Genomic DNA, 14,314 nt, shown 5'->3' with positions numbered 1-14,314 from the left:
TCTAAAAGCCCCCGGGCGCGACCCCACGGGCCTCGTGAGTGGCAAGGACGGTTCTAACCGTCCTTGCCACTCACGAGGCTTGAGGTCAGGCGTCGACGGTGAGGGTCTCTTCGAGGGTCGACCGGTGGGTCGGCTTCGCCTCTTCGTAGCGGCGGCGGCCCTCGTCGGTCACGACGACGAAGATGCCGCGCCGGTCCGACTCGCAGAGCGCGCGCTGGACGAGACCCTCGCGTTCGAGGCGGGCGACGAGCCGCGAGGTGGCGCTCTGGCTCAGGTGCACGACCTCGGTCAGATCGGCCGCGCGGCACTTGCCGACGGCGCAGGTCACCAGGCGTTCGAGGGCTTCGAACTCGGTGACTCCGAGACCGTGGCGCTCCTGGAGGCGGCACTCGAGCCGGCCGTAGACCGCCGCATGCCGGGCGGACAGGTCGTGCCACTCCCGCAGCAGGTCTTCTTCGGCGACGTCGCTCACGCGGCCCAAGATAGCATGCACGTGAATTTTATGCAAAGTCATTAAATGCACTTGCATTAGATGCGTGTGCATGTACTGTACGGATCATGAGTTCTTCCGTGCAGCTGTCCACCAGCTCGACAAGGTGGGACGCGCGCCTCTGGGGTGTCCTGCTCACTGTGTCCGTTGTCGTCGGCCTCGACGCGCTCGACGTGTCGATGGTCGCCGTCGCCCTCCCGTCCATCCAGGCCGACATCGGCCTCTCCACCGGCGCCTTGCAGTGGATCATCAGCGCCTACGTGCTCGGCTACGGCGGCCTGCTGCTCCTCGGTGGCCGCACCGCCGACCTGCTCGGCAGGCGCAGGGTCTTCCTCGTCGCCGTCGCGGTCTTCGCGCTCGCTTCCCTGCTCGGCGGCCTCGTCGACGACGGCGCGCTGCTGATCGCCACCCGCTTCATCAAGGGTTTGGCCGCCGCGTTCACCGCACCGGCCGCGTTGTCCATCATCACCACGACCTTCCACGAAGGTCCCGCCCGCAACCGGGCGATCAGCATCTTCGCCGTCTTCGGTGCCAGCGGTTACTCCGCGGGCCTCGTCTTCTCCGGTCTGCTCACCGAGGTGGGCTGGCGCTGGACGTTCCTGCTGCCGGTGCCGATCGCGATCGCCGCGCTGGTCGCCGCGATCAAGCTGATCCCGTCCTACCAGCCGCAGACGGGCGGCGGCTACGACTTCCCCGGCGCGATCACCGGTGCCGCCGGTTCGCTCCTGCTGGTCTTCGCCGTGGTCGAAGCGCCGGAGATCGGCTGGGCCGCGCCGCGGACGCTGATCTCGTTCGCCCTCGCGCTCGCCCTGCTCGTCACCTTCGTGTTCATCGAGAAGCGCAGCAAGCACCCGCTGCTCCGGCTCGGCATCCTGCGCTCCGGCCCGCTGGCCCGCGCCAACCTCGGCGGTGCCACGTTCTTCGGCGCCTACATCGGTTTCCAGTTCGTGGTGATGCTGTACCTGCAGACCGTGCTGCACTGGTCCGCGCTGCAGACCGCGCTCGGTTTCCTGCCCGCCGCGCTGATCGTGGCCTTCGGTTCGCCTCGGATCGAGCCGCTGATCGACCGGCTCGGCACCCCGCGCACGATCCTCGCCGGTGTGGTCGCCCACGTCATCGGGTACGCGCTGTTCCTGCGGATCGACGAGAGTTCCGGCTACGCGGGTTCGGTGCTGCCGAGCATGATCCTGCTGGGCATCGGCTTCATGCTGGCGTTCTCGTCGCTGAACATCCAGGCGACCAACGGCATCTCCGACGACGAGCAGGGGCTCGCCGGTGGACTGCTGAACACGTCGATCCAGGTCGGCGGCGCGATCGGGCTCGCCGTGGTGACCGCGGTCCTGACCGGCAACTCGGGCGGGGCCACCGGCCCGGCGGCGCTGCTGAACGGTCTGGCACCCGCGCTGACCGTCGTCACCGGCATCGCCGTGATCAGTGTCCTGGTGGCGCTGTCCGGAGTCGTCGGCCTGCGCAAGGCCGAAGCCCGCTCCGCGGTCGCCGAACCGGAGTACGCCGCCGCTGAATGACCAGGGTGTGAGGGGCCCCTTCCCGCGCTCGGGGGCGGGAAGGGGCCTTTCGCTACCAGCGGATCGGCAGGGATTTCAGCCCGTTCTGGAAGTTCGACCGCAACCGCACCGGTTCACCGGCGAGTTCGGCCTCGCCGAGCAGATCCAGGACGGCCTCGAACATCGCGCGCAGCTGCACCCGCGCCAGCTGGGCGCCGAGACAGAAATGCGGGCCGTGCCCGAAGGTCAGGTGATCGTTGGGAGTGCGGCCGATGTCGAACCGGTCCGGGTCTTCGAAGACGGACTCGTCCCGGTTCGCGGCGGAGAACCAGACGACCACCTTCTCGCCCGCGCGGATGTCCACATCGGACAGGACGACGTCCTCGGTCGCGGTCCGGCGGAAGTGCATGACCGGCGTCCAGAAGCGCAACATCTCTTCCACCGCGGCGGGAAGCAGCGAACGATCGGCCAGCAGCCGCCGGTACTGATCCGGATGCGAGAGCAGCGCCAGCATCCCGCCGGGGATGCCGTTGCGCAGCGTTTCGTTGCCCGCCACGGAAAACAGCCAGAACAGGTTCTCGAACTCCGCGATCGAAACCCGTCCGCCGTCTTCCACGTGACCCATGAGGTTGCTCATCACGTCGTCGCCCGGATGCCGGCGCTTGTACTCGCCGAGCGCGGTGGCGTACGCGTAGAGATCCGGCATCCCGGCGCGCGTGCGCGGATCGGGCATCGCGCCGTCCGGCCCCGGGACCGGCCGCACCGCCAGCGCCGCCCGCGCGAGATCGGTGACGTCGTCCGCCTCGACGGTCGCGCTCACCGCGTAGTCGGCGTCCTGGTAGCCGATCACGCGATTGCTCCAGTCGTACATCAGCCGCCGGTCCTGCTCGGGGATCCCGAAGACCTCGGCGAGCGTCAGCAACGGGAGATCGGCGGCGAGGGTGGCGAAGTCGCACTCGCCGTCCGCCCGGACCCCGGCGACCAGCTCCCTTGCCCAGCCCTGGATCCGTTCGGTCAGCCTGCCGACCGCGCGCGGCGTGAACGCCTTGGTGAGCAGGCCGCGCAGCCGGGCGTGCTCGGGCGGATCCATGTTGAGCATCATCCGGCGGACGTAACCGAGGTCCTGCCCGGTCGCCGGATCCCGGATCTGTGTCCCGCCGAGGTGCGACGAGAACTGCTTCGGGTTCTTCAGCACGTGCTTGACGTCCGAATGCCGCAGCACGGCCCAGAAATCGTCCACGCGCACGACCGGCGACTCCCGGCGCAGCGCCGCGAGGTGCTCGTACGGCACGCCTCGGGTGTATACGTCCGGATCGGTGATCACGGCGTCGACACTAGCCCGCACACCAGGGACTGAGGAAAGATCCGTCCGGTGGACACGCTGAAGATGCGCACCGCCGGAACCGAAGGCCCCGCCGTGCTCCTGCTGCACGGCCTCGGCGCGACGGGCGCGGTCTGGGACGGCCTGATGCTGCAACCCGGTTACCGCTGGCTGGCGCCCGACCTGCCAGGGCACGGGGCGTCCCCGCACTCGGCGCACTACTCGTTCGGCGGCCTGGCCGCGGCCGTCGCCGAGGTGCTCCCGGAACGCGGTCCGCTGCTGGTGATCGGCCACTCCCTGGGCGGGGTCGTCGGGCTCGCGCTGGCCAGCGGGTGGTTCGGGCTCCGGGTCGACGGGTTGCTCGCGGTGGGCGTCAAGGTCGATTGGAGCGAGTCCGACCTCGCGAAGGCCGCGGACATGGCGGCGAAACCGCCCCGTGTCTTCCAAACCCGTGAGGACGCCGAACGGGCGTTCCTCAAGATCGCCGGGCTCACCGGTCTGGCCGAAGCGGATCCCGACGGGATCGTCGAAACCGAAGGCGGCTGGCGGCTGGCCCTGGATCCCCGCGCGTTCGCCGTCGGCGCTCCCGACATGCCCGGCCTGCTCGGCGCCGCGCGCTGTCCCGTCGCCCTCGCCGCCGGCGAGCACGACCCCATGAGCCGCCCCGAACAGCTTCGCGCGCTCAGCGAGGCATCCGTCGAACTTCCCGGGCTGGGCCACAACGCCCACGTCGAAGACCCTGCCGTGCTCCTGGCCTTCCTCGGGCAATTCGTCCTCTGAATGCGGTAGTTCGCCGTCGAACCACCGCATTCAGAGGACGAAACGCGGGGGTGGTTAGCGTCGAAGGCGGCCGAGGGTGGCGATGCCCTCGGCGATGTCGCTCGCCGGGCTCGCCCCGTACCCGAGGACGAGGCCGGGATTCATCGGCCGCTGACAGTGCCACGACAGCGGCTGCACCTTCACCCCCTGCTCCAGCGCGGCGGCGGCGAAGTCGAGATCGGAGAACCCGCCGTCGAAGGTGATCGTCAGATGCAGCCCGGCGGCGGCACCGTGCACCACGGCGTCCGGCAGATGCGTCCGCAGCGCCTCGATCATCGCGTCCCGGCGGCGGCGATGCCGCTTGCGCACGAACCGCAGCTGCCGTTCCATCTCGCCGGACTCCATGAGATGCGCGAGCACCAGCTGCGGGAGGACGGCGTTTCCGAGGTCGGCGAACCGTTTGGCCGCGACCACCTCGTCCCGGTAGCGCGGCGGCACCAGCATCCAGCCCACCCGGAGCGCGGGCGCGAGCCACTTCGACACACTGCCCGCGTAACAGACCTGCTCGGCGAGCATCGAGCGCAGCGCGGGGACCGGCGGGCGGTCGTAGCGGTGCTCGGCGTCGTAGTCGTCCTCGATGATCAGCCCGCCGTCCGCGGCCCAGCGCATGAGCTCACGACGGCGTTCCCCGCCGAGCACGACACCGGTCGGGAACTGGTGCGCGGGCGTGAGCAGCACGGCGGGGGCGCCGCTGCGCACGAGCTCGCCGACGTCGACCCCGTCTTCGTCGACCCGGATCGGCGGCGTCGCCAGCCGCCGGTCGTGCAGATGCTGCCGCGCGCCCAGCGAGCTCGGATCCTCGACGGCGATCTCGGTGATCCCGTTGTCGCGCAACACCTGTGCCAGCAAGCCGAGGCCCTGCGCGACCCCGGCGACGATCAGCACGTCGTCGGCGTCGGCGGTGATGCCCCGGGTGCGGGCGATCCAGTGCGCGATGGCCAGCCGCAACGCGGGCGCGCCCCGCGGGTCGCCGTAGCCGAAGGCCGCCGCCGAGAGGTCGTTGAGCACGGTGCGTTCCGCGCGTAACCAGGCCGTCCGCGGGAACGCCGTCAGATCCGGCACGCCGGGGGACAGGTCGATCCTCGCCGGTGTCGACCGCAGCGAATCGAAGACGCCGATCCCGGGGGTGGGCCGGAAGATCGTGCCCGCGGCCGGGGGACCGGGCGCGGTCTGCTCCTTCGTCCTCGCCGGCGCCGCGACGACCACCGTGCCCGCGCGGCCGCGTCCGGCGACGTGACCGTCTTCGACCAGCCGCTGGTAGGCCTCCGTCACCACGCCGCGGGAAACCCGTAGGTCCGCGGCCAATGCCCTGGTGGCGGGCAGCCTGCTGCCGACCGGCAGGCGGCCGTCGGAGATGGCGTGCCGCAACCGCGACGCCAGCCAGTCCGACCGGCGCCCCGGCGGTGCGTCCCCGATGTCCAGCTGCAGGAAGTCCGAGCCCTCGGCAGTCACCGGATCATTGTGTCATTCGGGGTCGTAGGCGAGGTTCGGGCGGAGCCACTGTTCCACAGTGGACAGTTCGAGGCCGCGACGGGCCGCGTAGTCCTCGATCTGGTCCTTGCCCAGCCGCCCGACGGTGAAGTACCGCGAAGCGGGGTGGGCGAAGATCAGCCCGCTGACGCTCGCCGCCGGCGTCATCGCGAAGGACTCCGTCAGCCCCATGCCGAAGCTGCCCGCGTCGAGCAGGTCGAACAGCTCCTGCTTCTCGCTGTGATCCGGGCTCGCCGGGTAACCCAGTGCCGGGCGGATACCGCGGAACTTCTCGGCGTGCAGGTCTTCCAGCTTCGGATCGGCGTCCGGTTCGAACCAGTCCCGCCGCGCCTGGAGGTGCAGATGCTCGGCGAACGCCTCGGCGAGCCGGTCCGCGAGCGCCTTCACCATGATGGCGCGGTAGTCGTCCTGCTTGGCCTCGAACTCGGCGGCGAAGTCCTCGGCACCGAGGATGGTGACCGCGAAGCCGCCGAGGTGATCGCCGGCGCCGGCAGGGGCGATGTAGTCCGCCAGGCAGCGGTTGGGCCGCGACAGCGGTTTCTTCGTCTGCTGGCGCAGCATCGGGAACTTGAGGCCCGACTCCAGGATGATGTCGTCGCCCTCGGAGTGCGCCGGCCAGAACGCGTACGCGCCCTTGGCCTGGAACCGTTCCTCGGCGATGATCTGGTCCATCAGGGTGTTCGCGTCGTCGAACAGCTCCCTGGCCACCGGGTTGTCCAGGATCGCCGGGTACTTGCCCTTCAGCTCCCAGGCCAGGAACAGGAAGGTCCAGTCGATCATCTCGCGCAGTTCGGTGAGCGACGGCGAGACGTACCGGACGCCGGTGAACGCGGGCGTCGGGATGTCGTCGAAGGAGACCTTCTCCGGATTGGCCCTGGCCTGCTCGACCGTCAGCAACGGTGTGCGCTGCTTGTTCGCGTGCTGCACGCGCAGCTCTTCCTGATCCTCGCGGTTCTTCTTGTCGAGGATCTCGGCGCGGTCCGCGTCGAGCAGGTCGCCGACGACGCCGACGACGCGAGAGGCGTCGAGGACGTGCACAGTCGTGTGTTCGTACGCCGGCGCGATGCGGACCGCGGTGTGCTGGCGCGAGGTGGTCGCGCCGCCGATCAGCAACGGCAGTTTCAGCCCGCGCCGCTCCATTTCGGCGGCGACGTTGACCATCTCGTCGAGCGACGGCGTGATCAGGCCCGAGAGCCCGATGGCGTCGGCGCCCTCGGAGACGGCCGTGTCCAGGATGACCGAAGCCGGGACCATCACGCCGAGGTCGATCACCTCGTAGTTGTTGCAGCCGAGGACGACGCCGACGATGTTCTTGCCGATGTCGTGCACGTCGCCCTTGACCGTCGCCAGGACGACCTTTCCGTTGCCCTGGCGGGTTTCGATCCGGCCTTCGAGGCGTGCCTTCTCCTTCTCGGCCTCCATGAACGGCTCGAGGTAGGCCACCGACCGCTTCATCACGCGCGCGCTCTTGACCACCTGTGGCAGGAACATCTTCCCGGACCCGAACAGGTCACCGACGATCTTCATGCCGTCCATCAGGGGGCCTTCGATGACCTCCAGCGGCTTCGGCAGCTTCTGGCGCGCTTCCTCGGTGTCCTCTTCGATGTAGTCGACGATGCCGTGCACCAGCGCGTGGCTGAGGCGGGCTTCGACCGTGTTCTCGCGCCAGGACAGGTCGACCGTGCGCTTGGTCCCCTTGCCGTTGACCGTTTCCGCGAAGGTGACCAGCCTGTCGGTGGCGTCCTCACGGCGGTCGAAGAGCACGTCCTCGACCAGCTCCAGCAGATCCTTGGGGATGTCTTCGTAGACCGCGAGCTGCCCGGCGTTGACGATGCCCATGTCCAGCCCGGCGCGCACGGCGTGCAGCAGGAAGGCCGAGTGCATAGCCTCGCGCACGACGTTGTTGCCGCGGAAGGAGAACGAGAGGTTCGAGATACCGCCGCTGATGTGCACGCCGGGGCAGCGTTCCTTGATCCGCGGCAGCGCGTCGATGAACGCCTTGGCGTACCCGTTGTGCTCGGAGATACCGGTCGCGACCGCGAGCACGTTCGGGTCGAAGATGATGTCCTCGGCGACGAAACCGGCCTGCTGGGTGAGCAGGTCGTACGCGCGGGCGCAGATCTCGACCTTGCGGTCGGCGGTGTCGGCCTGGCCCTGCTCGTCGAAGGCCATCACGACCACGCCGGCGCCGTAGTCGCGGATGCGACGGGCCTGCTGGAGGAACTGCTCCTCGCCCTCCTTGAGGCTGATGGAGTTGACGACCCCCTTGCCCTGCACGCATTTCAGCCCGGCTTCGAGGACCGTCCAGCGCGAGCTGTCGATCATGATCGGCAGCCTGGCGACCTCTGGTTCGGTGGCGATGAGGTTCAGGAACGTGGTCATCGCCTTTTCGCTGTCGAGCAGGTCGGCGTCCATGTTGACGTCCAGCAGGTTCGCCCCGCCGCGGACCTGCTCCAGCGCGACGTCGACGGCGGCCTGGTGGTCGTCGGCCTCGATCAGCTTGCGGAATTTGGCGGATCCGGTGACGTTGGTCCGCTCGCCGATCATGACGAACCCGGTGTCCTTGCCGATCTCGAACGGCTCGAGCCCGCTGAACCGGGTGTGCGCCTTCGGATCCGGCACGGTCCGCGGCGCCATCCCCCGGACGGCGTCGGCGATCTCCTTGATATGCGCGGGGGTCGTGCCGCAGCAGCCGCCGACGACGTTGACCATCCCGGCCGTGGCGAAGTCACCGAGCAGCCCGCCGGTCTCTTCGGGCGTCTGGTCGTACCCGCCGAACGCGTTCGGCAGGCCGGCGTTGGGGTGACAGGCCGTGTACGTGCCCGCGAGGCGGGACAGCTCGGCGATATGCGGGCGCATCTCCTCGGCGCCCAGCGAACAGTTGACGCCGACGAGCAGCGGATCCGCGTGCTCGATGGAGCTCCAGAAGGCCTCGACCGTCTGCCCGGACAGCGTCCGGCCGCTCAGGTCGACGATCGTCACCGAGATCCACAGCGGAAGATGCGGCGCGACGTCACGGGCCGCGGCGATCGCGGCCTTGCAGTTGAGGGTGTCGAAGATCGTCTCGATGAGCAGCAGGTCGACGCCGCCCTCGGCGAGAGCCTTGATCTGGTCGGCGTACGCCGCGTACACCTCGTCGAAGGTCACCGCGCGGAACGCCGGGTCCTCGACCTTGGGCGACAGTGACAACGTGACGTTCAGCGGACCGACCGACCCGGCGACGAACTTCCCGCCCGCCGCGTCCGCCGCCTCGCGCGCGATCTGGGCGCCGCGGAGGTTCATCTCGTACGCGAGATGCTCCAGGCCGTAATCCGCCTGGCCGATGGTCGTGGCGGTGAACGTGTTCGTCGTCGTGATGTCGGCGCCGGCGTCCAGATACTGGCGATGGATGTCGAGGACGACGTCCGGCCGGGTGATGTTCAGCAGGTCGGGGTCGCCGGTGATGTCACGAGGATGATCCTGGAACCGCTCGGTGCGGTAGTCCTCAGGCTTGAGGCCGGCGTTCTGGAGCATCGACCCCCACGCGCCGTCGAGCACCACGATGCGCTCATCCAGCAGCTTTCGCAGGGCGGTCGTTTCCATCCAGCGCTCCTCCCATGTCGTGGGAGGCGCCCTTGCGGTGAAGTCCGGGGCCGAGCGTGGCGGACCCCGCGGTCCGTTGCAGCGCCTCTCGACCTTGGCGACCAGAGTACCGGACCCGCACAAGGGTGATCCGCCCGAATCGCTCAGCCCCTGGCCAGGGCGGGTTCGGCTTCCCGGATCGTGGGACGGGGCGGTGCGGGCCTGCGCCGGGCGACCAGTTTGCGGCCGACTTCGATCATCGGCACCTCGACCCAGCGGTAGAGGACGTCGGAGATGATCAAGGCGACGACGGTCACGGCGATCGCGGTCAGCGTCCGGTGGGCGCCCAGCTGGGGAATCGACAGCGCGACCACGGTCGCCGCCACCCCTTGCAGGAGGTAGACGGAGTACGACCGCTCGCCGATGAACCGCATCGGAGGGGTCGAGAAGAGCCAGGCGATCGGGCCGCGCGGGATCAGCGAGGTGATGAACAGCGCGACCAGCACCGCGTACGTGGTGCCACCGATCGTGCCGCCGTCGTGGAAGAAGGCCTCGATGTCGGTGACATGGATCTGGAGGACGACGAGTGCCGCGAGCAGGACGAAGCTGGCCAGCGGGTGAGTGAAGACGCGGAGGACCGCGAACCCCTTGCGGTAGTGCAGGCCGATGGCGAGCGCGCAACCGATGATGATGGGCGAGTAGGCGCCGGCGTACGGCATCACCGGGATCAGGGCGATCATGAGCGCGATCAGGCCGACCGCCAGGCCCAGCCGCTTCGGGAAGCTCAACGCCGCGATGCCGAAGGCCAGGAACGGCCAGACGAGGTAGAACTTCTGCTCGACACCCAGGGTCCACGACTGACCGAAAGGTGCGTTGTGGGCGAATTCGTTGGTGAACGTCAGGAAGTACGGCATCGCTCCGGCGAGCCCGCTGGAGGTGTACTGGCCGCGGAGATAGGTGAACACGATGATGATGCCCAGAACCGCGAAATACACGGGAAGAATGCGGAACGCGCGACGGATGTAGAAGTTCGCGAGCGAGATCCTGCCGTTTTTGTCTTCTTCACGCAGTGCCAGCGTGGTGATCAGGAAACCGGAAAGAACGAAGAACAGGTGGACGCCGATCCACCCGTTGGCCATGGCCCACGACGGTCCTCCGTAGTGGAACACCACCACGAGGAGCGCGGCGATCGCGCGCAACCCGTCGAGGGCCGGGAATCTCTTCGTGGACAGGTACTGCTCGTGCGTCATCATGCTTTGAACCCCCCAGGAACGTCACCGATAGTCGGGCCGGCGCGGATGCGTCACTCTAAAGGGTGAAATGGCGGTTCCTGTGAGGGGGCTGTGTGTTTCCTGTGTTTTCTGTTGGGGATTCACCACCTGGCGAAGGCCGCTGATTTTGGATTACCGGAAAGCGAATTGGCGATGGCGGTCGATTACGAAGCGTGGTGTGCCGACGAACCGCGGATGGCGTCGGTCGCCCGTGTGGCCACGGTCACGATGCGGCTCCTTCTGGACGTCGACGACATCGACATCGTCGTGACGGGGGATACCGGGCGGATATGGAGATTCGACTGGGGAAGCGCCGCGGGCGCGCAGGTCATGGTCATGGGGCCGGAGTGCGCCGAGATCCCGGGACGGTGGTCGGTCTTCGCGGAGGCCCGCTCTCGCGGGATGAAGCTCGACGAGCTTCTGTCGTTGGTGATCGTCATCGCGGCCGGGGTCGTTCACGGCGGCGAGGTGGTCGACGAGAGTGGCCGGCTGGAGCAACGCGTGAACGCGCCCGGCGAGCTCATGCTCAAGCTGTTGAGGTCGGGCGAACGAGAGCCCGCGAAACTGGTGGAGTGTCTGAAGTCGTGAGGTTTGAGCGTCATGGGGTTCCTTGGTGCTACGGACCAGGGGTGGACTACCGGTTCAGGACCACCCCGAAGGTTTCTTTCCTTTCGATTCATGGTGTTGGTCCGAGGAGGAGATCGAGCGAGTCGAGCGCGAGCTCGATGGCGCGTTCCTCTTCGTCGACCTGCTTGCCGGTCGTCGCGCCCGTCTCTGGGGCCGACGACGTCGTCTCGGTCGATCAAGGCTCGATGAGGGAGTCGGGGTTTATCGCGGTGGCGCCGGTCGGCACGGGGGATTGGTGGGGCTTCGCCTTCTGGTATCACGAGGACGGCAGGAGCGAACGTCAAGCGCCCTGTTTCCTTGACTTCTTGGCCCGGCTGGGACTTCGGGAGCGTCCGTGAAATTCGACCGGCCCCGCCTGGACTTGCGCTCCTGGTGCAAGAGGATGTCCTTCCTGAGCGCCGAGTTCGAGCGAAGGTTCGAGGCTGAACACGGCTATCCGCCCGGAGGGAACCAAGTGCTCCTGGCGGGTGATGATTCGGACGATATCCGGCTACTCGCGGACCTTGGCTGCGCGACGGAACTGTTGGATTTCTATGCCGTTGTGAGACAGGTGTCGTTGCCGGACCTCGGCAATGGCACTTTCGTGCATTCGGCCCGGGATGTGATCGCCGGATTGCGAGGAGCGATGCCAACTTTACTCGGTGGGTTCACAGAGGACCCGATCATCGTTTTCGGGTCGGACGGCGGAGGTGCGCTGTTCGCTCTCAGCATGAGCGGCTGTGGTGTGTACCGGCTTTGTGGAGGCGCCTTCGTGGCCGGCACCTACGATGCGGAACAGGCGGGGGTCACCACGGTCGCCCCGGACCTCCGGCGATTCCTGGACACTGTCCTGGCTGAATTGGAAGACCGGATCAACGAGTGAGCGTCGAAGCGAGCGAGCGGCTGATCGAACTGATCCGCGCTGACAACGACATCTCGGACCACTGCGGCTCTTGCGATGAAGCGATGATCGGTGCCGCGGAACGGGCACTGGGTGTCACGTTCCCGCCCTCGTATCGTCGCTTGATCGAGGAATTCGGCACCTGGGATATCGCGGGTGAGGAGTTCCTCGGTGTGTATCGGACTCCCGCTCGTGGCTCGCGGTTGCTCGGGTCTGTTGACGAGACCTTGGAAATGCGCCGGAACCACAGGCTTCCTCCCGAGCTGATCGTGGTGATGTTCGACGGCATGGGCGGGACGATCGTCCTCGATTCCTCGCGGCCGGACGACTCCGGCGAGTATCCGGTCCTGGCTTGGGCTCACGCCGATGAGGCCCCGGAGAAGCTGGGAGACGATTTCGGGTCTTTCGCTCTCGCGCTGTGCGCGCGATCTGTGCACCGCGGAGAAGCGAAACGTCCCATCGGCTCTGCGATCAGCGTCGCCCAAGATCTCCTCGGGCTTCCCCGAGCACGTCGGAAGCCTCCTGGCGTCGACGAGGTCGTGGCCGCCGTCCGTGGCTTCGAGGCCGTCGCATTCGCCGTACCCGAGGGCGCTGACACCGACGGTTTCCTCTTCGAGTACGGCGAAGTGAACTGGCTCGCCGAGCCGATGTTCTCGGTCGGGTTCGTGCGGCAGATGGAGGTCGTCGACGCCGACGGCGAGCATCACGAGTTTTCGCAGGTCAGCTTCGCGTTTCACTTGCGGGTGGATGCCGACCTGCGGTCACTCGGGAGCCGCTCGGTGTGGTGGTTCCGTGGAGACGGTTCCCATTTCGAGAACTGGCTTGGATCGATGCTTCGGGATCCGGTTTGGAGGATGCTCCGGCGAAAGGAGGTCACCGAATTCAGCCTGTCGCAGGAGCCGGTCTGAGATCGATGTGTTGAGGGGCGACCGGTTTACGGAGGTAAGCAGTGACCGACCTGTTCGACGGTGAAGACCCGTTCACCGGCCCACCTGCCGACGATGAGCTGATCAGGCAGGCCGAGGAGCGGCTCGGGTACCGGCTCCCGTCGTCCTATTCGGATGTCCTGCGACAGAGGAACGGCGGGTTCCTTCGGCGAAGGCGATTTCCGACGTCGTTCCCGACTTCGTGGGCGGACGATCACTTCGAGGTGCGATCGCTGATCGGAATCGGTGGTGCCCATGGGATCGACTCGGGTGGCGGGTGCGGGAGCCGGTACCTGATCTCGGAATGGGGGTATCCGGATATCGGGATAGTGCTCTTCGATATGCCGTCCGGCGGGCATGACGCGGTCATGCTCGACTATCGCGAATGTGGCGTCGACGGTGAGCCTGCCGTCGTCTACGTCGATGAAGATCGAGTTCCGCGTCGGGTTGCCCGTGATTTCGGCGAGTTCCTCAGGCTCCTGGTAGCCGCCGGCTCGTGAGTCTGAGCCGTCAGAAACCGACGGTCGCCTTCTGGATCTTCACCGGCTTCGCGGGCAGCCCGTCCTGCGGACCGTTCGGATCAGTCGGGATGATGCCGTTCGCCACGATCCGGTCCAGCACCTCCATGCCCCGCACGACCTTGCCCATCACCGAGTAGTTCTTCGGGATGTTCGCGAACGAGTGCACGATGAAGAACTCGCTGCCGTTGGTGCCGGGGCCCTGGTTGCCCATGGCGATGGTGCCGCGTTCGTAGGTCTCGGTGCCGTCGACCTCGTCCGGGAACTTGTAGCCGGGTCCGCCCTTTTCGGCTTCGTAGATGTCGCCGCACTGCAGGACGCCGAGGCGCGACGAGTTCGTCAGGCGCCAGCACTGGCTGTGGTCGTAGAAGCGCTGCAGCGCCAGGCTCGCCAGGTTGTGGACGGCGCACGGGGCGGCGCCGGCGCGGTTCAGGCGCACGGTCACCGGGCCGTAGTTGAAGCGGAACGTGACGTCGACGGTGCCGCGGGTCAGGGCGAAGGGGAGCGGCCTCAGGACCGGGCGGGCCGCGGGGTTTTCCGGTGTCGGCGTGAACTCGCAGCGCACGATCGGCAAGGAGGCCGAAGACACGGGTGCGGCGGTGGCGACGCCGGGCAGGAACACGGCGGCGAGAGCGGAAACGACAGCGGTGACACCCCAGCGCAGCTTCATGAGGGGGAACCTAACCCAAAAGGATGGTCGCCGGGTAGCGCTTCACAGGGGTTCGGTCCGTGAGGGCCTCCTTGCCTACCCTGAAGGTAGTGAAGGAGGCCCTCACGGACCGGCGACCTTCACAGCCTTGCCGAAGTACAGGAAGGGGGCCTTCATGTACTTCGGGCGGGTGAGGGTGGCGGTGAGCCCTCGGTCCAGGTGGTGGTGGGGTGGGGTATGGGGTGTATATCGAAAA

Annotated in this window: 12 protein-coding genes; 6 read left to right on the top strand and 6 right to left on the bottom strand. The window is 67.7% G+C overall.

What is annotated here, in order from left to right:
* Window positions 1-85: 85 nt before the first annotated feature.
* Window positions 86-472 (bottom strand): MarR family winged helix-turn-helix transcriptional regulator, encoded by a 387-nt coding sequence (locus tag ACFWIW_RS12645; RefSeq protein WP_378368562.1) that lies wholly within the window; start codon window positions 470-472, stop codon window positions 86-88.
* 86 nt (window positions 473-558) lie between these two features.
* Between ACFWIW_RS12645 and ACFWIW_RS12640 the strand changes: the two genes are divergently transcribed.
* Window positions 559-2,016, top strand: coding sequence for an MFS transporter (locus ACFWIW_RS12640; protein WP_378368561.1), 1,458 nt, complete (start codon window positions 559-561; stop codon window positions 2,014-2,016).
* A gap of 52 nt (window positions 2,017-2,068) precedes the next feature.
* On the opposite strand, the gene ACFWIW_RS12635 is transcribed toward ACFWIW_RS12640, so the two are convergent.
* Window positions 2,069-3,319, bottom strand: a complete 1,251-nt coding sequence (locus ACFWIW_RS12635) for a cytochrome P450 (protein ID WP_378368560.1) — start codon at window positions 3,317-3,319, stop codon at window positions 2,069-2,071.
* Window positions 3,320-3,367: 48 nt separating this feature from the next.
* On the opposite strand from ACFWIW_RS12635, the gene ACFWIW_RS12630 reads away from it, so the two are divergent.
* On the top strand, window positions 3,368-4,096 hold the full coding sequence (locus tag ACFWIW_RS12630) for an alpha/beta fold hydrolase (RefSeq protein ID WP_378368559.1): 729 nt from the start codon (window positions 3,368-3,370) through the stop codon (window positions 4,094-4,096).
* A 54-nt stretch (window positions 4,097-4,150) separates the two neighbouring features.
* On the opposite strand, the gene ACFWIW_RS12625 is transcribed toward ACFWIW_RS12630, so the two are convergent.
* The 3 genes from ACFWIW_RS12625 to ACFWIW_RS12615 all read right to left on the bottom strand — a co-directional run bounded on the left by ACFWIW_RS12625 (window position 4,151) and on the right by ACFWIW_RS12615 (window position 10,440).
* Window positions 4,151-5,587, bottom strand: coding sequence for a PLP-dependent aminotransferase family protein (locus ACFWIW_RS12625; RefSeq protein ID WP_378368558.1), 1,437 nt, complete (start codon window positions 5,585-5,587; stop codon window positions 4,151-4,153).
* A gap of 12 nt (window positions 5,588-5,599) precedes the next feature.
* Window positions 5,600-9,208, bottom strand: a complete 3,609-nt coding sequence (gene metH / locus ACFWIW_RS12620; protein ID WP_378368557.1) for a methionine synthase — start codon at window positions 9,206-9,208, stop codon at window positions 5,600-5,602.
* 143 nt (window positions 9,209-9,351) lie between these two features.
* Complete coding sequence (locus ACFWIW_RS12615) at window positions 9,352-10,440, bottom strand: acyltransferase family protein (RefSeq protein ID WP_378368556.1); 1,089 nt, start codon at window positions 10,438-10,440, stop codon at window positions 9,352-9,354.
* Between the two features lie 90 nt (window positions 10,441-10,530).
* On the opposite strand from ACFWIW_RS12615, the gene ACFWIW_RS12610 reads away from it, so the two are divergent.
* The 4 genes from ACFWIW_RS12610 to ACFWIW_RS12595 all read left to right on the top strand — a co-directional run bounded on the left by ACFWIW_RS12610 (window position 10,531) and on the right by ACFWIW_RS12595 (window position 13,391).
* On the top strand, window positions 10,531-11,046 hold the full coding sequence (locus tag ACFWIW_RS12610) for a hypothetical protein (protein ID WP_378368555.1): 516 nt from the start codon (window positions 10,531-10,533) through the stop codon (window positions 11,044-11,046).
* Between the two features lie 373 nt (window positions 11,047-11,419).
* Window positions 11,420-11,947: a hypothetical protein gene (locus tag ACFWIW_RS12605; RefSeq protein WP_378368554.1), complete on the top strand. Its 528-nt coding sequence runs from the start codon at window positions 11,420-11,422 to the stop codon at window positions 11,945-11,947.
* Window positions 11,944-12,873, top strand: coding sequence for an SMI1/KNR4 family protein (locus tag ACFWIW_RS12600; protein ID WP_378368553.1), 930 nt, complete (start codon window positions 11,944-11,946; stop codon window positions 12,871-12,873). Before ACFWIW_RS12605 ends, ACFWIW_RS12600 begins: the two co-directional genes overlap by 4 nt.
* Window positions 12,874-12,914: 41 nt before the next feature.
* A complete protein-coding gene (locus ACFWIW_RS12595; RefSeq protein WP_378368552.1) occupies window positions 12,915-13,391 on the top strand; it encodes an SMI1/KNR4 family protein in 477 nt (158 codons plus the stop codon).
* Window positions 13,392-13,401: 10 nt separating this feature from the next.
* On the opposite strand, the gene ACFWIW_RS12590 is transcribed toward ACFWIW_RS12595, so the two are convergent.
* Entirely contained in the window at window positions 13,402-14,079 is a 678-nt protein-coding gene (locus ACFWIW_RS12590; RefSeq protein ID WP_378368551.1) for a peptidylprolyl isomerase, read from the bottom strand.
* Window positions 14,080-14,314 lie beyond the last annotated feature (235 nt).

Source organism: Amycolatopsis sp. NPDC058340, from assembly GCF_042723975.1.
Lineage (GTDB): Bacteria > Actinomycetota > Actinomycetes > Mycobacteriales > Pseudonocardiaceae > Amycolatopsis.
Note: the sequence above shows the minus strand (reverse complement) of the source record. Positions and strands in the feature narration are given on the sequence as shown.

What these genes read in the sequence shown, in the direction of transcription:
- ACFWIW_RS12640 (WP_378368561.1), top strand. Translation starts at nt 559, where the DNA reads ATGAGTTCTTCCGTGCAGCTGTCCACCAGCTCGACAAGGTGGGACGCG.
- metH (WP_378368557.1), bottom strand. Translation starts at nt 9,208, where the DNA reads ATGGAAACGACCGCCCTGCGAAAGCTGCTGGATGAGCGCATCGTGGTG.
- ACFWIW_RS12615 (WP_378368556.1), bottom strand. Translation starts at nt 10,440, where the DNA reads ATGATGACGCACGAGCAGTACCTGTCCACGAAGAGATTCCCGGCCCTC.
- ACFWIW_RS12590 (WP_378368551.1), bottom strand. Translation starts at nt 14,079, where the DNA reads ATGAAGCTGCGCTGGGGTGTCACCGCTGTCGTTTCCGCTCTCGCCGCC.